Consider the following 18,103-nt stretch of genomic DNA (forward strand, 5'->3'; position numbering starts at 1 on the left):
TTTTTAGTCCTTTTCCTTTACTAGTTCTGTTTGGAGCCGCTCTAATTGGTCTTTCATTTTAAGATAATCATTGACTGCATTTACAGCTGTTAAAACGGCGAGCTTACTTGCGTCTAAATTTGGATTCTTAGAACTGATTTCGCGCATTTTATTGTCAACTAATGAGGCCACATGCCGGATGTGACTTGGACTTTCTGAACCCATAATCACGTATTGCTGTCCGTAAATATCTACGGATGTTCTATTTTTTTGTTTATTCGACAACGTCATGCCTCCAATCAGAGAATCCTAAAATATATCATAACATGAACTGTTATCTGTGGAAAAGTTAAAGCGTATTTTATATTTATTTAGAAATGTGGTGCTTGTAGTATGGGTAATGTTGTATTGAATTTAGAAATGAAAAAGATTATGGAAATGAGGAGTTATTACGGAAAGAATTTACTTGATAAAAACATTCCGGGAAGTGTATTTGCTGCGAAAACGTCTGCCTGTATGATCACAGCTTATAAATCTGGCAAAGTATTATTCCAAGGGAACGATAGTGAAAAAGAGGCAAGTAAATGGGGCAGTACAAACGGATCCTCGAACAAGGCTGCTACAGCATCTAAATCGAAATCAATAGCGAAAGGCGACCTGCCAATTGGCATTAGTCAAATGTCAGCGATTGGTTCAGATGAAGTCGGTACAGGAGACTTTTTCGGGCCGATTACGGTCGTGGCGGCTTATGTAAAAAAAGAGAACATTCCTTTGTTAAAAGAATTAGGTGTCCGTGATTCGAAGGATTTAAACGATGAAAAAATTATTGCGATCGCAAAGGTAATTAAAGATATTATTCCATTTAGTTTAATGACATTAAAAAACGAAAAATATAATCAGGTTCAACAATCAGGAATGTCGCAAGGAAAGATGAAGGCGATCTTACATAATCAAGCGATTTTAAACGTATTAGACAAAATTTCACCAGAGAAACCAGAAGCAATTCTTATCGATCAGTTTGTTCAAGGTAGTACCTATTTTCAGCATATTAAAAGCCAAAAAGCAATTGCCAAAGAGAATGTTTATTTTAGTACAAAAGCAGAGGGCATTCATCTAGCAGTGGCGGCCGCAAGTATTCTCGCCCGATATGCCTTTATCCAATATATTGATAAACTTAGCGAGTCTGCCGGTTTTAAGATTCCGAAAGGCGCCGGGGCGCAGGTAGACGTGGCGGCCGCAAAGCTGATTATGAGCAAAGGCCGTGACATCCTGCCGTCATTTGTTAAGCTCCACTTTGCCAATACAGACAAAGCAATCGCCCTAGTTAATAAAAAACGGTACTGATGATTTGATGCGGTTGCGAATAAATATATAGAAACGATGTTTAGGAGGGATTCAGGGTGGAGGCAAATCGACTAAGTGAAGCGGAGATTTCTACAGCTGTAGCTGGATTACCAGGCTGGAAATTGGACGGAAAATTTATCGTAAAAAAGTACCGCTTTCGTGAGTTTTTACAGGGCGTGGCATTCGTAAATGTCATTGCACAGCTTTCAGAAGAAAAGAATCATCACCCCTTCATTGCGATTGACTATAAACTAGTGACACTCCGACTAACCTCATGGAACGCCGGAGGATTAACCGACTTGGATATCTCTTTAGCAAAAAACTATGACTCGATTTATGAAAAAATATAAATTTAAAGAGGTTGGCCTAGTGTCAACCTCTTTCAGCGGTTTTTTCGGAGATTTACTCTCTTTGATGATACTAATTTAACTTTTATCAGCGCAAAAAAGAGTTTTATCAGAGAATCTGAGCCATATATCAGCGAAAAATAAAATATATCAGCGAACAGACTTTTTTAGGCAAAAAAAAGCCAGCCCGAAAAATTTTCGAGCCAGCTTCTATCTAAATGATTAACCTCTTAAAACCGCACCTGCTTTTTCTTCTAACGCTTCAAGCACTCGGTTATGAATCTTCGTTACTTCCTCATCAGTTAACGTACGTTCTGGATCAACATACTTAAGAGAAAAAGCAATCGACTTCTTACCTGCCTCCATCTTGTCTCCCTCATACAAATCAAACACTTCAGCTTCTTTCAGAAGTGGTGCTCCCGCTGTTACAATAATTTCTTTTAGGGTGCCTGACACCGTTTCTCTGTTTACCACAAGGGCAATGTCTCTTGTAATAGAAGGGAAGCGCGGGATGGCTTCGTATTGTAATGCTGGTGTTTCAGCTTCAAGTACTGCTTTTAATGAAAGTTCGAATACATAGGTATCTTTCAAATCTAGTTCTTTTTGAACAGTTGGGTGAACTTGACCGATAAAGCCGATTTTCTCACCATTTAGGTGTAATTCCGCCGTACGGCCAGGGTGCATGCCATCAACTTGCGCTTGAACAAATTGAACTTTTTCAAGCAGACCTAGCTTTGCGAACATTCCTTCTAAAATTCCTTTGATAACGAAGAAGTCGACTGCCTTCTTCTCTCCTTGCCAAGAATGACTTGACCAAAGTCCTGTAATAGCTGCTGCTAAATGTTCTTTTTCCGATGGAAGAGTGTCTTTTCCATTCGCCAAGAATACAGCACCTGTTTCATATACACCTAAGCTATCGTTTTGGCGAGCACTATTGTATTTTAATACTTCCAAAAGCTGTGGCATGATACTTAAACGCAAGATGCTGCGCTCTTCACTCATCGGCATGGAAAGTCTGATGGTGTCTCGCTTTTCCAGCGCGAATTGGCTTGCCTTTTCTTCGCTAGTCAATGAATATGTCACTGCTTGATACAGGCCTGCTCCTTCAAGGTATTGACGAACTACTCGACGCTTCTGCTGGTACTCAGACAATCTACCTGGGGTTGTGGAACCAATTGGTAATGTTTTTGGGATATTGTCGTAACCGTAAAGACGAGCTACTTCTTCTAGTAAATCTTCTTCAATTTTAATATCGCCGCGGCGTGTTGGAGCCGTCACGGTGATGGTATCCTCCTCAATGCTGACACCAAATTGAAGGCGATCAAAGATTTGCTTCACGTCATTCATCACAAGGTCAGTACCGAGAACACGATTGATTTTTTCTAAAGTGATCGAAACAACAGCTGGCTCAACAGTCAGTGTATCTGCCTCAGCCGTACCTTCTAATACTTCACCGCCAGCGTATTTAGCCATCAAATAGGCGGCACGCTCTCCAGCGGCACGAACACGATTTGGATCGACACCCTTCTCAAAACGAGCGCTCGCTTCACTTCTTAAACCATGGTCTTTCGAAGCTTTACGGACCGTTGCCCCGTTAAAATAAGCGGATTCAAGTAATACGGTTGTTGTATCTGACGTTACCTCTGAATTTGCTCCCCCCATTACACCGGCAAGAGCAACAGGTTCTGTTCCATTTGTGATGACCAGATGATCAGCTGTAAGCGTCCGTTCCGCATCATCAAGCGTGATAAATTTCTCCCCATCAACGGCTCGGCGGACAAGGATTTCTTTTGATCCTAAGCAATCATAATCAAACGCATGGAGCGGCTGACCGTATTCAAGCAAAATATAGTTGGTGATATCGACCACATTATTGTGGGGACGAATTCCCGCTGCCATTAAGCGTGTCTGCATCCAGAGCGGGGAAGGTCCAATTTTTACATTTTTAATGATTTTCGCTACATATAATGGGTTATCTTCTTTTGTCTCGACCACGATTTTAACATAATCAGATGCTTTTTCATTTGAGGGCTGAAGGTGCGTTTCAGGAAGTTTAACTTCTCTGCCAAGGATTGCCGCCACTTCATAGGCTACACCTAACATGCTTAAGCAATCAGCACGGTTTGGTGTCAAGCTAAGCTCCAGAATTTCATCATCTCGATTTAACATGCTAATGGCATCGACGCCCACTTCAGCATCTGCTGGAAAAACAAAGATTCCCTCGGAATACTCTTTCGGTACCACTTTTCCTTCGATTCCAAGTTCCGTAAGTGAACAGATCATTCCGTTCGATTCTTCACCGCGAAGTTTCGCGCGTTTGATTTTAAAATTACCTGGTAGTACGGCACCTACTGTTGCCACCGCAACCTTTTGTCCTTGAGCCACATTAGGTGCTCCGCAAATGATTTGTACAGCTTGTTCCCCACCGACATCGACAAGACACTTGCTTAATTTATCCGCATTTGGGTGCTGCTCACGTTCAAGGACATGACCAACAACAACGCCTTGAATACCGTCGTTAAGGATTTCAACTCCCTCAACCTCAATACCGCTCTTGGTAATCTTTTCTGCTAAATCAGTTGCAGTTACTCCAGTTAAATCGATATAATCCTGGAGCCATTTATATGAAACGAACATGTCGTCATCCTCCTTTATTTATTCAACTTCAACAGGGTGAAGCGTTCAATTTTATTCGTGTTTTGAAAATTGTTTTAAGAAACGAACATCATTTGTATAGAAATGTCTGATATCATCTACACCGTACTTTAACATCGCAATCCGTTCTGGTCCCATACCAAAAGCAAAACCAGTGTATTTTTTAGAATCGTATCCAGCCATCTCTAGAACGTTTGGATGGACCATACCTGCTCCGAGAATTTCAATCCAGCCTGTACGCTTACAAACACTGCAGCCATGGCCGCCGCAAATTTTACAAGAAATGTCCATTTCAACAGACGGCTCAGTGAATGGGAAGAAGCTTGGGCGTAACCGGATTTCACGATCTTCTCCGAACATTTTTTTCGCAAATACTTCTAAGGTTCCTTTAAGGTCACTCATACGAATGTTTTCACCAACAACAAGACCTTCGATTTGCATAAACTGATGAGAGTGCGTCGCATCATCATTATCACGACGGTATACTTTACCTGGGCAAATGATTTTGATTGGCCCTTTACCTTGGTGTTTTTCCATCGTCCGCGCTTGGACTGGTGATGTATGTGTACGAAGAAGGATATCTTCGGTGATATAGAACGAGTCCTGCATATCGCGTGCTGGGTGCCCTTTCGGTAAGTTAAGTGCTTCGAAGTTATAATAATCTTGCTCTACTTCAGGACCTTCTGCTACTTGGTAACCCATGCCAATAAATAAGTCTTCAATTTCTTCAATAATTCTGGTCAGCGGGTGATGATTTCCAACCTTTACCGGGCGGCCTGGAAGGGTAACATCAATGCTTTCAGAAGCTAACTTTTCGAGGACAGCTGCTTCTTCTAACCCCTTCTGTTTGGCTTCCATTTTTACGGCAATGGCTTCACGGACTTCGTTTGCTAATGCCCCCATCACTGGACGCTCCTCAGCGGAGAGCTTTCCCATTCCACGCAGTACTTCAGTAATTGGACCCTTTTTTCCTAGGTAGGCAACACGGATGTCATTTAATTCTTTTAAGCTTGCGGACTGTTCAATTTTTTGAATAGCCTCTTCCTGCAATTCCTTTAAACGTTCTTGCATGTCAATTCCTCCTTAATAGTAATCAGTGTCAGGTACCAGAAAAAACAAAAAAACCCCATCCCTGGAAAGGGACGAGGTTTATAGTTCGCGGTACCACCCTTGTAAACACGTTATGTAAAAAAACATTGTGTTCGCTTCATTCTGATAACGGCATATGCCGGTGCATCTTTACATTTTCTTTTGAAAATGGTCCCGACGCCAACTCAGGAGGTGAACTTCTCTTATCCTCGCCATAAAAGTGCTTTCAGTCGCGGCACTTTCTCCCTAAAAGGTCTTAAATAAGATACTTTTCTCCGTCATCGTCATTTAATATTCAATATTGTTCATTATTATATAATATTTTCACTTATAAGGTCAAACTAGTTTACGCCTATTTTTTCAAATAATAGAGAAGGATCCCTGTTGCCACGGCTACATTTAATGACTCACTTTTCCCATAAATCGGGATATAAAGGTTCGCTGTTGTGCTAGCAAGAATATCTTTGCCGACACCATTTCCTTCATTTCCAACAATCAAGGCAAATGCATCCCCTGTGGAAATATCAGTATATGCAGATGCTCCTTCGAGTGCTGTACCGTAAACAGGAATATTTTTTTCCTGCAGCTTGTCCATCCATTCATGAAGGTCCCCTCTTATAATTGGGAGATGAAAATGACTTCCTTGCGCAGACCTAAGGACTTTAGAGTTATAAATATCTACACTTCCTCGACCCACGACAACCGCGTCGATCCCTGCTGCATCTGCGGTGCGTATCATAGTTCCAAGATTTCCTGGGTCCTGAACGGCATCAATGAACAAAAAGGTTTTAGCTTCACGGACTTCAGCATTTGCGATCCGGCACACAGCATAAATTCCTTGCGGGGCTTCTGTATCTGTTAATGAATTCGATATCTCTTCCGTAACTTGTGTTACAGGAGTGGAACCAGCATCCCATCGAGAAGGTAAACCCACTTTTTCAGAAACAATGATCTCTACTATTTGTTCGCCTTGTTTCAGGCCTTCTTCCACTAAATGAAAACCTTCCACTAAAAACGTTCCTGACTTATCCCGTTCTTTTTTGGTTAGTAACTTTTTCCATTGTTTAACTTTAGGATTATTAATTGATTCTATATGTTTCAAAACCCGCTCTCCTTTTATAATAACGATGCTTTTTTTATTATAGCCTAACAAAAATACATAATAAAACCAAAAATAGAAAACATATTAAAGTAATACAGGATAAAAAGGAGTGCAAATACATGAATTTAAATTTACGTAATGCGATTGTTCACAATGTTACCGGGAATACACAAGATCAATTAGAAGATACCATTGTTGATGCGATTCAAAATGGGGAAGAAAAAATGCTTCCAGGTCTCGGCGTTTTATTTGAAATCATTTGGAAAAATTCTTCCGAAGAAGAAAAAAAGGAAATGCTTACAACCCTTGAGAATGGGTTAAAGTAATAATTATTTGAAGAACTGTCGATACCAAAAATCGGCAGTTTTTTATTTTTAAAAAAATCCCCGGCCAATTGACCAGGGATCCCATAATAAGTTATTCAAAGGTAATTTTATCAACAGTTTCACGATCTAAACGCTTGATGACTTCGACAATCAACTTCACGGCATTTTCGTAATCATCACGATGGAGCATCGCTGCATGGGAATGAATATACCTTGTCGCAATCGTAATCGGCAGTGCCGGAACGCCATTATGTGTCAAATGGATCGATCCTGCATCCGTACCGCCGCCAGGAATCGATTCGAACTGATATGGAATGTTCAATTCATCAGCTGTATCGGTCACTAAATCGCGCAGACCTTTATGGGCTACAAGAGAGGCATCATAAATGACCACTTGTGGTCCTTTACCCATTTTACTCATAGCCTCTCTTTCAGAAACTCCAGGTGTATCCCCGGCAATACCTACATCAACAGCAAAGCCGATATCCGGGTTAATTTTTGCCGATGCTGTCTTGGCACCACGCAAACCAACCTCTTCTTGAACATTTCCGACACCATATACTACATTTGGATGGTCTACACCCTTGAGTTGTTTGAGAACATCTATGGCAATCGCACAGCCAATTCGGTTATCCCAAGCTTTAGCTAATAGCATCTTTTCATTGTTCATAACTGTAAATTCAAAATATGGAACGACCATATCGCCCGGACGAACACCCCACTCATTGGCTTCCTCTCGGCTTGAAGCACCAATATCAATAAACATGTCTTTAATTTCAACAGGTTTCTTGCGTGCTTCTGGTGATAAAATATGCGGTGGCTTTGAACCGATAACCCCGGTTACATCTCCCTTTCTCGTAACGATGGTCACACGCTGTGCAAGCATGACCTGTCCCCACCAGCCGCCGACCGGTTGAAAACGAAGAAAACCTTTGTCATCGATTTGAGTAATCATGAAGCCAACTTCATCTAAGTGACCCGCCACCATAATTTTCGGGCCGCCTTCTTTACCTACCTTTTTGGCAATCAAACTGCCGAGTCCATCGGTTGTGAGTTCATCTGCAAATGGTTCTATGTATTTTTTCATGACTTCACGAACTTCGCGCTCATTACCAGGAATCCCTTTGGCATCCGTTAATTCTTTTAACATCGTCAAGGTTTCATCTAATTTTGCCATTTATAAGCCCCTTTATCGGTTTGTTTGACCTTAATTATACAGAAAATGGCGAGAAATTCGCAATTTTTCTGCTAATAGTTATTCTGCTGTCTTAGATAATTTACTTCGTTTTTGTGGAAATATGCTTTTTCTATTTCTTCATATGTAAATCCGAGTAAGGATGCTAATCCTAAGTAGGATGTAAATAACTTTATGTAATCATCCAAACTTTTGCTCTTTTGAAAAATAATGATTCTGTCGTAAACAAATAAAAACTGTTCTGTCACATCCAAAGATGACTGTCGATCATTTAAATCCAATTGCTCTCTATCATATCCACATTCGATCCCGAGCGATAAAATAAAATGAACACCATCAACAAATTCCTCTAGAATTACTTCTTTAGCTGATGATGGTTTAACGCTCCAAAATTTAAAACTGCGCGTTTCATTGGCTAATTCACCGATTTCAACGAGCAATGCGAGCACCTTTCTATCAAATAAATCTTCGTCTTGCAGGCCGTGCTTGTCCTCAATATGGGTATCCAATGCTTTTTGCATCTGAAACAGTTTTTCTAATTGCATGCTACCATCACTCCCTATGAAAAATTATTTATAGTAAATATTTAATGAACAGACCTAGCTCTATCACGGCAAGGGCCGGAAAACCAATCTTAAATGAAGTATGCTTCGTTTTATGACGATAAAGCTGCATACCCGCTGTCGCACCGACAGCACCGCCAAGTAATGCTACCATCCACAAGGTCCTCTCAGAAATGCGGTATTCATGCTTTTTAGCCCGCTTCTTATCTTCCCACATAATCACGAGTCCTACTATATTCATGATTAAATAGGCCACTAACCATGCTTTCATCAACCGTATCCCCCTTATAGAAAAAGCCATCCTCATCAAAGAGAATGGCCTTTAATATGTCTAGCGCAAGCAACCTAAGGGCGCTTTATGCTTTTCTTATTACTTGTTAATGTTTTGTTTTGCAACGTTTGCTAATTCAGCAAATGCGTTTGCATCGCTTACTGCTAATTCAGCAAGCATCTTGCGGTTTACTTCGATACCAGCAAGCTTTAAGCCATGCATTAAACGGCTGTAAGAAAGACCGTTCATACGAGCTGCTGCATTGATACGAGTAATCCAAAGTTTGCGGAAGTCGCGTTTTTTCTGACGACGATCGCGGAAAGCATACATTAAAGATTTCATAACTTGTTGGTTAGCAACCTTATATAATGTATGTTTTGAACCGAAATAACCTTTTGCTAATTTAAGAACTTTTTTACGACGCTTGCGCGTAACTGTACCGCCTTTTACACGTGGCATGTAATTTCCCTCCAATATATAAATCGATCACTAAATTTTTACTTCATGTAAGTTAACATTTGACGAATGCGTTTGAAATCACCTTTAGAAACAAGGGATGCTTTGCGAAGCTTACGCTTTGCTTTAGTTGATTTGTTAGCAAATAAGTGGCTTGTATAAGCGTGGTCACGTTTAAGTTGACCTGAACCAGTTTTCTTGAAACGCTTTGCAGCGCCACGGTGAGTTTTCATTTTTGGCATTTGGGATATCCTCCTTATTACTTGTCGATTTTAGGTGCTAAAACCAGGAACATGCTCCGGCCATCCATTTTAGGATGAGATTCGATCGTTGCAACTTCCTTGCACGCCTCTGAAAAACGGTCTAACACACGTTGACCAATTTCTTTATGGGTAATCGCCCGGCCCTTGAAACGGATTGAAGCTTTTACCTTGTCGCCTTTTTCTAAGAACTTAATTGCATTGCGCAACTTTGTATTAAAGTCATGCTCATCAATTGTTGGGCTGAGACGAACTTCTTTAGTAGTGATGATTTTTTGATTCTTCCGAGCTTCTTTGTCTTTCTTTTGCTGCTCGAATTTAAATTTGCCATAGTCCATAATTCTGCCGACTGGAGGCTTTGCATTTGGTGCTACAAGTACCAAATCAAGGTTCACTCTTCCGGCAATCTCTAAGGCTTCAGTTTTGGTTTTAATCCCCAACTGCTCGCCATTTTGATCAATTAGGCGAATTTCGCGAGCGCGAATGCCCTCATTTAACAACATGTCTTTGCTAATAATTAGCCACCTCCAAGGTTTTATCAAGAATACAACGTCTTGGTCAAGAAAATCATAACGAGCCCTTTCAAACCTTAACGTATGACGCCACTCTGAATCAACAGGTATAAAACTTTTTAGCAGTGCTATAATTGCACAAACAAAAAAGTGCGGATGAATACACCCACACTTTACAGAACAAAAGTAATTAAACCAAAAAGTTCAAGTAAAACCTGCCAACTGCAAATTGCGTCAACCAGGTGAGAAGCGGGTGCTTCTTCTTTTCCCAAAAACAAGTATTCAATTTTCACCTTAGTAAATATAACATAAGCAAAGATATAATGTCAAACGAACTATTTTCTTTGACAACGAAATTTATTTTAGCAAGAAACAAATAATTATTCAATAGTTTTTTTCAAACAAAAAGAGAGGCGAACCTCTCTTTCTTATATTATCCTCTTTTCACTTCAGCAACTAATGAAGCTAAAAACTCTGCAAATGGCTTTGTTTCTGAGTTTTGTTCCCCATATTTGCGGACGTTGACAGCCTGATCTTCGACTTCTTTATCCCCAACAACTAGCATATATGGTATTTTTTGCATTTGCGCTTCACGGATTTTATAACCAATTTTTTCATCACGGCCATCCAATTCGACACGGAAACCTTCACTTTGAAGCTGTTCCTGTACTTGTTTGGCATAATCATAATGCACACCTGGCGAAACTGGAATGACCTGAACTTGGACTGGAGCAAGCCAAGTAGGGAAGGCACCCTTATATTCCTCAATTAAGAAGGCAACAAAACGCTCCATTGTTGATACAACACCACGGTGAATAACGACTGGACGATGCGGTTTGCCGTCCTCGCCAACATATGTTAAATCAAAACGTTCAGGTAATAAGAAGTCTAATTGAACAGTTGATAGTGTTTCATCTTTTCCTAAGGCTGTCTTCACTTGAACGTCAAGCTTAGGACCGTAGAAGGCCGCTTCTCCTTCCGCTTCATAATAGTCAAGTCCAAGATCATCCATGGCTTCCTTAAGCATACCTTGAGCTTTTTCCCACATCGCGTCATCATCAAAATACTTTTCAGTATCTTGTGGGTCACGATAAGAAAGGCGGAAAGAGTAGTCATTAATATCAAAGTCTTTATATACAGCTAAAACGAGGTTAACTACCCTCTTGAATTCATCTTTAATTTGATCAGGACGAACAAAAATATGCGCATCATTCAAAGTCATTCCACGAACACGCTGCAGTCCTGAAAGTGCACCAGACATTTCATAACGATGCATTGTTCCTAGTTCAGCAATCCGAATCGGAAGCTCGCGATAGCTGTGGATGCTGTTCTTGTAAACCATCATGTGATGCGGGCAATTCATTGGGCGGAGCACTAATTGTTCATTGTCCATATCCATGACAGGAAACATATCTTCCTGGTAATGATCCCAGTGGCCTGAAGTCTTATATAAATCTACACTTCCCATAATTGGAGTGTAGACATGGTCATAGCCCAGACGCTGTTCCTTATCCACAATGTAACGTTCAACTACCCGACGAATAGTTGCACCCTTCGGCAGCCATAACGGTAATCCTTGACCAACCAATTGGTTACTAGTGAAAAGGTTCAACTCTTTACCAATTTTACGATGGTCACGCTCTTTCGCTTCTTCAAGTAAGCGAAGGTGTTCAGCCAAGTCTTCTTTTTTGAAGAAGGCAGTTCCATAAATACGTTGGAGCATTTTATTCTTACTGTCGCCGCGCCAATAAGCACCAGCAATACTTAATAACTTAAATTCCTTGATCTTACCAGTCGATGGAACATGAACACCACGGCAAAGATCAAAAAAATCGCCTTGTTCATAAATTGTCACTGTTTCATCATCAGGAATAGCTTCAATTAATTCAAGCTTATATGGGTCGCCTGCTTCTTTAAAAAGCTGAACAGCTTCAGCACGGCTTACCTCTTTGCGAACAATCTCAATATTTTCATTGACGATTTTCGCCATTTCTTTTTCAATCTTCGGAAGATCTTCGGGAGTTAATGATTCCTCAAGATCCATATCATAATAGAATCCACCCTCGATCACTGGGCCAACACCAAGATTCACATCTGGATAAAGCCTTTTAACTGCCTGAGCCATTAAATGGGCTGTACTGTGACGTAAAATCTCTAATGCATCATTGGAATCTGCGACGACGATTTCTATTGAACCATCTGAATTAATTGGACGGCGAAGATCATAAAGTTGACCGTTCCACTTGCCGGCTATCGCTTTTTTCTTTAAGCCTGGGCTGATGGAAGCGGCAATATCTTCCGTTGTTGTTCCTTGTGGGAACTCCTTTACTGCCCCATCTGGAAACGAAATCTTAACAACGTCTGACATGGTAATTCCTCCTTTGTAATTAAGCGTTTCGGGCTATTGTAGCCTAGAAATTCGCTTTTGAAAAAATAAAAAAAACCCGTCCCTGGAAAAGGGACGAGTTTTGATAAACACGTGGTTCCACCCAATTTTTCATTTTCAAATAAAGACTCATTGAAAATGACTTTGGTCTGTTAACGGTCGAGAGCCGTCAACAATTACTTCCCTCATGAAAACATGAAGCGTTCACTGTTGAAGTTTAAAGGTGGTAAGTATTATTTTCGTGTTAGGAGACTTTCAGCCATGTCCTCCCTCTCTAGAAACCGTAAAAAATACTGTTATCCTTATCATTACTTTTATTATGATTATACTATGTAGAGTATTATAATGATTAAACTTCTAAAAATCAAGAGACATCAACCCACAAAAACAAATTATTACAAAAATTCATGTGGCTCAAGCATGGTTCTCCGAATTATCATCGTCTACCCATTTCTTTACTTCACGTAAAGCAGCAAATGATTTTATAGTTACTCTTTCTTCAAAAATGTTTTTAATTGTCCTCACTAACGGCTCATCAGGGTCCTTTGTATATAAGAAAATTGTTGTTGGCGCAAGTGATAATAATGGGGCAATAGACGCAGAATCCACATAAACAGGATGATTAACCAGTAATTTACGGTCAATCATTCTTGTTAATTCGGCTCGCTTCATTTCAACAAACTGATCATTATAAAAGGTGATTTCTTCGTCGAACAGCAAATGCAGCACGTCCATTTTTGGTTCACGATTCACCAGGAATTCCCGGAGCATCTGTACAAATATTTGATATTCCTGCTCCATTTTATATTCATCGATGGCTATCTCAACATAACCTTCCAATGATTGCAGATACGGGCGTAATCGAAATTTAAGGAACGAGTCAAACGAAAATGATATATCATCCTGAAAAATATACTCGACGGCTCCCCTAATATTCGCCCCCTCATTTGAATCATTCAAAAAAACCGACAGATCTTCTCGTTGACCTTCGAGAATAGAATAGATAATCTCGATAATTTGTTGCTGTTCTTCGAAATCCTCATAAAAATATCGGCTTTTTAAAATTTCCCTAAACCAATCATCACGCTTAATAATCGTAATAAATTCATAAAATGCGTGTTTAGCGATCGTAGAAATTTCAATCGATAAAATACTGCCCAAAAATTTAACTATATGTCGATCTTCTATTAGAAGAATAGTTTCTTTCTCATGATTATTTGGTAAGTACTTCAGCAAGTGGTAATAGAATTTTTCTGCATCCACCTTGCTTTGGAAGATGATTTCCGCCAACCAAATCCCCCCTTTAGGCCAATCTTTGTATTAATATATATGGGGGACTTGGCTAAAATAGAAGTTAGCCTGCAAATGCTTTTGTTATTTACAGAAAAAAAGTAAAGAAAAAGGACTGCCGACCTGTTATCGACAATCCTTCATACACTTTCTATGGTACATATTATCTTCTGTTTGGTCCTTCGACCATTACTGGCACACTCAAGGAGCGAATTCGCTCCATGATTCGTCGTGCTTTCATTTTCTCTTCTTCCCCTCGCTGACTATAGGTTAAATGATGCTCTAACTCCGCAAAATTAAAGTTTGAAGTAAAAAATGTCGGGAGACTTTCCAGCATACGAAACTGTAAAATTGGCCCCAATACTTCATCTCTAGTCCAACTTGATACAGCTTCCGCACCGATATCATCAAGCATTAAAATGGGTTCTTTTTTTAAAGCTTCAATTTTTTCATTCAATGTGGAATCCGCGATCGACCCTTTCATCTCTCTCAACAATTCAGGAACATAAACAATCATCGAAGAAATTTGTTTCTTTGCCAATTCATTGGCAATAGCACCTAATAAATATGATTTCCCCACACCAAATTTCCCGTAAAGGTAAAGACCTTTTGGTTTATTTCCTGCCTCATAGTTCATTAAAAACGTGGCGGCCTTATCTCCAGCATCGAGTCGCCCCGAGTCCCCTTCAAATTCTTCAAAGGAGGCATTTAGTATATCTCTAGGAACATATAAACTTTTGATTAATTTCTCATTTTTCTTCTTTTCGTCAGCCAATATTTTTCGAGGACATTGTTTATAAACAACATCGATTGAATTCCGAGATAAAACTAAATCAGGGTGATACCCCTTCATAAAATTAACGCAGCCTGCAAGGGATTCACATTTATTGCAATCCTTGCTCTGATTGATGTACTCATAAAGTTTGCTCATACTTTTATCAATCATTGCTTGATCAACAGCATCTTGATGTTGAGCCAAAAATGCTTTAACATCAGAGTTTTGCAGAACTTGCATACGCTGTTGTTCATAGCGTTTTTGAAAACTTTCATTAGATGCTAATTTATTTAATGTTTTATTGATTTTCTCCAACTGGGACACCCCCTATTTGCGGAAAGCTTTTAATTTTTCCTCAATTGCTCGTTTTTTTGCCTCTACTTCATTGGTATTACCTTGTGTTTGTTCTTTACTTGCATCTTGTGTGCTCTCATCAAACCAATCAGGAATTAACTCTGTTCGAATTGGCTTTTTATTAATCGATTTTCCTGCTTTTTTACTTTGAGTAACCTTTTGTTCTTCATTCTTCGCGAGCTCCATTGCTTCCTTCACTGTTTTTACTTGCTTCCTTGCCCAATGACTAGCGATTGACTCAACAAAACCCTTTGTAAATTTCATGTCTGTTTTTCTCATCGCCACTTCAATTAAGACATTTACAACACCTGGCGGGAGTTTATATTTAATCATAATTTCTTCTAACGTTTTCAAATTGGTTTGTGAAGGTTCAACTCCACCTGAAAATTCTTTAAAAACGATAAGCGGCGGGATTGTTTCGTACGAACGAATTAATTTTTCTTCCTGTGTTTTCGGTTCCGTAATTTGCGTTTGAAGGGCAATTGGCTGAGTTCGGTTAATTAGACTCGGAAGTTGGTCATAATTAACAAATTGATACCAATCACGAGCCCCTTTTCTTAATTCCTCAATATCAACTTCTTCGTGCTCATTAATGGCACCTAAAATAAAATTTTTCATTTCGATTGGGTCGATTTGATACAGAAAGGCAAGATTACTAATCACATTTTTCACCTTAGCTGTTAACGCCTTTTTCGGAACAAGCGATTCATTCAACCCTGCCGCTAACATATCAAAATCAAACGTATCTAAACCAATTTGAATCGGATTTGCTTCTGCCCGTCCGATAAACTGCTGATTTTCTTCCTCATGTAATTCGTCAGAAATACCTTGGATATATTGCATACTTCCAGGGGCTGCCGATGCAAACACATCCTGAAAGGCTTTAGTAACATCTTCATACTCATCTTCGCTCGGCTTTTGTTGGTCACTAAAAAAGCGTTTTAGCCTAGAAAAATGATTTTTTCCGATTTTACGATAAAGATATATATTTAGCATCCCATCTAAAAAGAATTGTTCCGGATTCAGAGGAGGACGGAGCTCATATAAAAAGGATCTTCCCCCTTCATTTGTCTTAACGCGCGTCTTTAATAAACCTATACCTTCTAGTTTTAATCTTGCTTCGTAAATGTCCTTTAAGTTCACCTCTAAGAGATTCATCAACAGATGGTGTGTGGAAGATTCAGACCAAAGCCGATTTTCCTCTAGCTCTGCCCAGAGTGTCATATATAAACTAAAGCAAGTCGAACCAATCAAGGGCTGATATAAAAACGTCAGTACTTTCCGGTCATAATCATGCAAAAGCCCATCAGCAGCTACGATATAACGATCGATAGGAAGAATTTCCTGCCAATGCTGAGCCATTTTAATCAAACCTTTCCTCTTTTAATTAGGCTATTTTCGCAAAGATTGTTGTTTTTCGTATAAGTTCAACAACCCGTATAACTATATACTTCGTGGCATCTTTTCGTAAGAACTTTTGCGAAAATTGCCTAGAAACTTAGTAAATGACCCTTATAAAGTTCCTAAAGCAACAAAGTTTACGAAAAGAGCCTTTAATAAAAAAGAGAGCCAAAGACCATACTCCTCTTTAGCTCCTTAAGATTTTTCTTTTTTTATTAATTCCTTTAATTCATCAATGAAAACATTGATATCTTTAAATTGACGATAAACAGATGCGAATCTGACATAGGCAACTTCGTCCACGTGTGCTAGCCTGTCCATTACCATTTCACCGACGGCCTCACTTTTTATTTCAGAAATACCCTGACTGCGCAGGTCCTTTTCAACACCGTGGGTTATATCTTCTAATTCCTTCAAGGCCACAGGCCGCTTCTCACAAGCTTTAATCAAGCCTCTTAATATTTTTTCACGGCTGAATTCTTCTCTGGTACCTTCTTTTTTGACTACAATTAGCGGGATCTCTTCAATCTTCTCGAACGTAGTAAAACGATACCCACATTCTTCACATTCGCGTCTCCTACGTGTTGCCCGACCTTCATCAACAGGTCGAGAATCGAGGACACGTGTACCATAATTTTGACAAGAAGGGCATTTCATTGTAATCAACTCCAAATCTACACTGTAACTCCCGAACAAAAACGCTTACTTTTATCTTATAAAAAAGAATATCTTTATACAAGTAAGTATTAGGAGTTTTTTATTCCTACGAAGGTATGTAATCGATTAATTCGCTCGTAATAAGAATTAATCCGCTTTTTTAAAGCTGGATAGGTGCCGATTAAGGAAAATTGTTCAGAAGATATATTAAAGTCTACTGCTGTTTCCATTGGTTTTACAGCAACTATGGTAACAATCAGAAAGCATTTGATTGGTTTATTAATTTCAACAGCAATTTCTCCATGTTCTTTAGAAACGGTTGTTACCTTGCAATCAGCATCATCATGAAATAACTTTTCAACTGATTCGAAAACTTGATTAACCTTCGCCTTATAATAATGCGTTTTTAAGGTATCATCCGCAATTCGGTCTGAAGTCTCAATTTGCTTCTTAAAACGAACAAATAAATTACCTAACATAGCCATACTATTCCTCCCCAAGATATAACCTTTGGTCTTATTGTACAACATTTTCCCAAAATATAAAAAGAGGTGTATATTTAGATACACCTCTTGATTAATTGTTTTTATAAGAACTATAAAACCTTTGCCTGTTTCACATGAACAGGTCCCATGCCACGTGGGATTTCAATATTTTCACGTGTTTGCGCATTTAATGCCTCAGCAATATAATCTGCTGCAACATTAGGATTTAAATCACCGCAAGTGTATACATCAATGCTGGCGTATCCATGTTCAGGAAAACTGTGAATAGTAAGATGTGATTCGGAAATAATGACAACACCACTCACACCTTGAGGAGCAAATTTATGAAATGCTACTTCACGGATCTCCGCTCCAGATTTAAGAGCTGCTTCAACAAAAGTCGTTTCGATAAAATTCATATCATTCAATTTTTCAAAGTCGCATCCCCATAATTCAGAGATTACGTGACGTCCCATTGTTTCCATATTCATTTTCCCCCTCTAACCTTTTATGTTCTTTCTTGAAATCCAGTTATTGATGGTATCCTCTAACTACCACGGGGGAAAGTTAGTCCAGAGAGGTCCTAACCCTTTAAGTAATTAAAAGCTACCTAAATTTCAAGAAGTTCACGATGACTAGTATACTTTGTTTATATT

At 39.3% G+C, this 18,103-nt stretch carries 20 protein-coding genes and 3 other annotated features; of the genes, 3 read left to right on the top strand and 17 right to left on the bottom strand.

The features are described from left to right. Window positions 1–3 precede the first annotated feature (3 nt). Entirely contained in the window at window positions 4–264 is a 261-nt protein-coding gene (gene zapA / locus ACJ004_RS19200; RefSeq protein WP_410894747.1) for a cell division protein ZapA, read from the bottom strand. 108 nt (window positions 265–372) lie between these two features. On the opposite strand from zapA, the gene rnhC reads away from it, so the two are divergent. Then, window positions 373–1,323 carry a ribonuclease HIII gene (gene rnhC / locus ACJ004_RS19205; protein ID WP_410894748.1) on the top strand — a complete coding sequence of 317 codons (951 nt, stop codon included), beginning with the start codon at window positions 373–375 and terminating at the stop codon, window positions 1,321–1,323. Between the two features lie 56 nt (window positions 1,324–1,379). Then, window positions 1,380–1,673, top strand: a complete 294-nt coding sequence (locus ACJ004_RS19210) for a 4a-hydroxytetrahydrobiopterin dehydratase (RefSeq protein ID WP_410894749.1) — start codon at window positions 1,380–1,382, stop codon at window positions 1,671–1,673. Window positions 1,674–1,892: 219 nt separating this feature from the next. Here ACJ004_RS19210 and pheT read toward each other — a convergent pair whose 3' ends face one another. The 3 genes from pheT to ACJ004_RS19225 form a co-directional block, all read right to left on the bottom strand. After that, the gene (gene pheT / locus ACJ004_RS19215) at window positions 1,893–4,307 is read right to left on the bottom strand and encodes a phenylalanine--tRNA ligase subunit beta (RefSeq protein WP_410894750.1); all 2,415 of its coding nucleotides are present in this window, start codon (window positions 4,305–4,307) and stop codon (window positions 1,893–1,895) included. Window positions 4,308–4,358: 51 nt separating this feature from the next. Further along, a complete protein-coding gene (gene pheS, locus ACJ004_RS19220) occupies window positions 4,359–5,396 on the bottom strand; it encodes a phenylalanine--tRNA ligase subunit alpha (protein ID WP_410894751.1) in 1,038 nt (345 codons plus the stop codon). Between the two features lie 64 nt (window positions 5,397–5,460). Beyond that, window positions 5,461–5,705 (bottom strand) — a binding site (T-box leader). 61 nt (window positions 5,706–5,766) lie between these two features. Then, the gene (locus ACJ004_RS19225; protein ID WP_410894752.1) at window positions 5,767–6,516 is read right to left on the bottom strand and encodes a TrmH family RNA methyltransferase; all 750 of its coding nucleotides are present in this window, start codon (window positions 6,514–6,516) and stop codon (window positions 5,767–5,769) included. A gap of 119 nt (window positions 6,517–6,635) precedes the next feature. Between ACJ004_RS19225 and sspI the strand changes: the two genes are divergently transcribed. Next, entirely contained in the window at window positions 6,636–6,842 is a 207-nt protein-coding gene (sspI, locus tag ACJ004_RS19230; RefSeq protein ID WP_410894753.1) for a small acid-soluble spore protein SspI, read from the top strand. Between the two features lie 91 nt (window positions 6,843–6,933). On the opposite strand, the gene ACJ004_RS19235 is transcribed toward sspI, so the two are convergent. The 13 genes from ACJ004_RS19235 to speD all read right to left on the bottom strand — a co-directional run bounded on the left by ACJ004_RS19235 (window position 6,934) and on the right by speD (window position 17,932). Continuing rightward, window positions 6,934–8,019, bottom strand: coding sequence for a M42 family metallopeptidase (locus tag ACJ004_RS19235; RefSeq protein ID WP_410894754.1), 1,086 nt, complete (start codon window positions 8,017–8,019; stop codon window positions 6,934–6,936). Window positions 8,020–8,090: 71 nt separating this feature from the next. Beyond that, window positions 8,091–8,582 carry a dUTP diphosphatase gene (locus ACJ004_RS19240; RefSeq protein WP_410894755.1) on the bottom strand — a complete coding sequence of 164 codons (492 nt, stop codon included), beginning with the start codon at window positions 8,580–8,582 and terminating at the stop codon, window positions 8,091–8,093. 28 nt (window positions 8,583–8,610) lie between these two features. Continuing rightward, window positions 8,611–8,871 (bottom strand): DUF1294 domain-containing protein, encoded by a 261-nt coding sequence (locus ACJ004_RS19245; protein WP_410894756.1) that lies wholly within the window; start codon window positions 8,869–8,871, stop codon window positions 8,611–8,613. Window positions 8,872–8,970: 99 nt separating this feature from the next. Next, entirely contained in the window at window positions 8,971–9,330 is a 360-nt protein-coding gene (gene rplT / locus ACJ004_RS19250) for a 50S ribosomal protein L20 (protein ID WP_026563363.1), read from the bottom strand. Window positions 9,331–9,368: 38 nt separating this feature from the next. Beyond that, entirely contained in the window at window positions 9,369–9,569 is a 201-nt protein-coding gene (rpmI, locus tag ACJ004_RS19255; RefSeq protein WP_066258063.1) for a 50S ribosomal protein L35, read from the bottom strand. A 17-nt stretch (window positions 9,570–9,586) separates the two neighbouring features. Further along, a complete protein-coding gene (infC, locus tag ACJ004_RS19260; RefSeq protein ID WP_066258068.1) occupies window positions 9,587–10,090 on the bottom strand; it encodes a translation initiation factor IF-3 in 504 nt (167 codons plus the stop codon). A 147-nt stretch (window positions 10,091–10,237) separates the two neighbouring features. Continuing rightward, window positions 10,238–10,370: a sequence feature (ribosomal protein L20 leader region), on the bottom strand. 162 nt (window positions 10,371–10,532) lie between these two features. Then, window positions 10,533–12,467 (bottom strand): threonine--tRNA ligase, encoded by a 1,935-nt coding sequence (thrS, locus tag ACJ004_RS19265; protein WP_410894757.1) that lies wholly within the window; start codon window positions 12,465–12,467, stop codon window positions 10,533–10,535. A gap of 86 nt (window positions 12,468–12,553) precedes the next feature. Continuing rightward, window positions 12,554–12,803 (bottom strand) — a binding site (T-box leader). Between the two features lie 96 nt (window positions 12,804–12,899). Beyond that, window positions 12,900–13,775: a putative sporulation protein YtxC gene (locus ACJ004_RS19270; RefSeq protein ID WP_410894758.1), complete on the bottom strand. Its 876-nt coding sequence runs from the start codon at window positions 13,773–13,775 to the stop codon at window positions 12,900–12,902. Between the two features lie 163 nt (window positions 13,776–13,938). After that, complete coding sequence (dnaI, locus tag ACJ004_RS19275; RefSeq protein WP_410894759.1) at window positions 13,939–14,865, bottom strand: primosomal protein DnaI; 927 nt, start codon at window positions 14,863–14,865, stop codon at window positions 13,939–13,941. A gap of 12 nt (window positions 14,866–14,877) precedes the next feature. Continuing rightward, on the bottom strand, window positions 14,878–16,266 hold the full coding sequence (locus ACJ004_RS19280) for a replication initiation and membrane attachment family protein (RefSeq protein WP_410894905.1): 1,389 nt from the start codon (window positions 16,264–16,266) through the stop codon (window positions 14,878–14,880). Window positions 16,267–16,500: 234 nt separating this feature from the next. After that, on the bottom strand, window positions 16,501–16,962 hold the full coding sequence (nrdR, locus tag ACJ004_RS19285) for a transcriptional regulator NrdR (RefSeq protein WP_410894760.1): 462 nt from the start codon (window positions 16,960–16,962) through the stop codon (window positions 16,501–16,503). An 89-nt stretch (window positions 16,963–17,051) separates the two neighbouring features. Next, the gene (locus ACJ004_RS19290; RefSeq protein WP_410894761.1) at window positions 17,052–17,447 is read right to left on the bottom strand and encodes a hypothetical protein; all 396 of its coding nucleotides are present in this window, start codon (window positions 17,445–17,447) and stop codon (window positions 17,052–17,054) included. Window positions 17,448–17,557: 110 nt separating this feature from the next. Beyond that, window positions 17,558–17,932: an adenosylmethionine decarboxylase gene (speD, locus tag ACJ004_RS19295; protein WP_218347926.1), complete on the bottom strand. Its 375-nt coding sequence runs from the start codon at window positions 17,930–17,932 to the stop codon at window positions 17,558–17,560. Window positions 17,933–18,103 lie beyond the last annotated feature (171 nt).

Origin of the sequence: Neobacillus sp. 204 (genome assembly GCF_046562815.1) — a bacterium.
Taxonomy (GTDB): domain Bacteria; phylum Bacillota; class Bacilli; order Bacillales; family Cytobacillaceae; genus Neobacillus.

Bases quoted from the DNA above. Each gene is read 5' to 3' on its own strand.
- ACJ004_RS19290 (WP_410894761.1), bottom strand. From the start codon at position 17,447: ATGGCTATGTTAGGTAATTTATTTGTTCGTTTTAAGAAGCAAATTGAG.
- rpmI (WP_066258063.1), bottom strand. From the start codon at position 9,569: ATGCCAAAAATGAAAACTCACCGTGGCGCTGCAAAGCGTTTCAAGAAA.
- ACJ004_RS19235 (WP_410894754.1), bottom strand. From the start codon at position 8,019: ATGGCAAAATTAGATGAAACCTTGACGATGTTAAAAGAATTAACGGAT.
- pheT (WP_410894750.1), bottom strand. From the start codon at position 4,307: ATGTTCGTTTCATATAAATGGCTCCAGGATTATATCGATTTAACTGGA.
- nrdR (WP_410894760.1), bottom strand. From the start codon at position 16,962: ATGAAATGCCCTTCTTGTCAAAATTATGGTACACGTGTCCTCGATTCT.
- thrS (WP_410894757.1), bottom strand. From the start codon at position 12,467: ATGTCAGACGTTGTTAAGATTTCGTTTCCAGATGGGGCAGTAAAGGAG.
- sspI (WP_410894753.1), top strand. From the start codon at position 6,636: ATGAATTTAAATTTACGTAATGCGATTGTTCACAATGTTACCGGGAAT.
- pheS (WP_410894751.1), bottom strand. From the start codon at position 5,396: ATGCAAGAACGTTTAAAGGAATTGCAGGAAGAGGCTATTCAAAAAATT.
- ACJ004_RS19240 (WP_410894755.1), bottom strand. From the start codon at position 8,582: ATGCAATTAGAAAAACTGTTTCAGATGCAAAAAGCATTGGATACCCAT.
- ACJ004_RS19245 (WP_410894756.1), bottom strand. From the start codon at position 8,871: ATGAAAGCATGGTTAGTGGCCTATTTAATCATGAATATAGTAGGACTC.
- ACJ004_RS19280 (WP_410894905.1), bottom strand. From the start codon at position 16,266: ATGGCTCAGCATTGGCAGGAAATTCTTCCTATCGATCGTTATATCGTA.
- speD (WP_218347926.1), bottom strand. From the start codon at position 17,932: ATGGAAACAATGGGACGTCACGTAATCTCTGAATTATGGGGATGCGAC.
- rnhC (WP_410894748.1), top strand. From the start codon at position 373: ATGGGTAATGTTGTATTGAATTTAGAAATGAAAAAGATTATGGAAATG.
- rplT (WP_026563363.1), bottom strand. From the start codon at position 9,330: ATGCCACGTGTAAAAGGCGGTACAGTTACGCGCAAGCGTCGTAAAAAA.
- infC (WP_066258068.1), bottom strand. From the start codon at position 10,090: ATGTTGTTAAATGAGGGCATTCGCGCTCGCGAAATTCGCCTAATTGAT.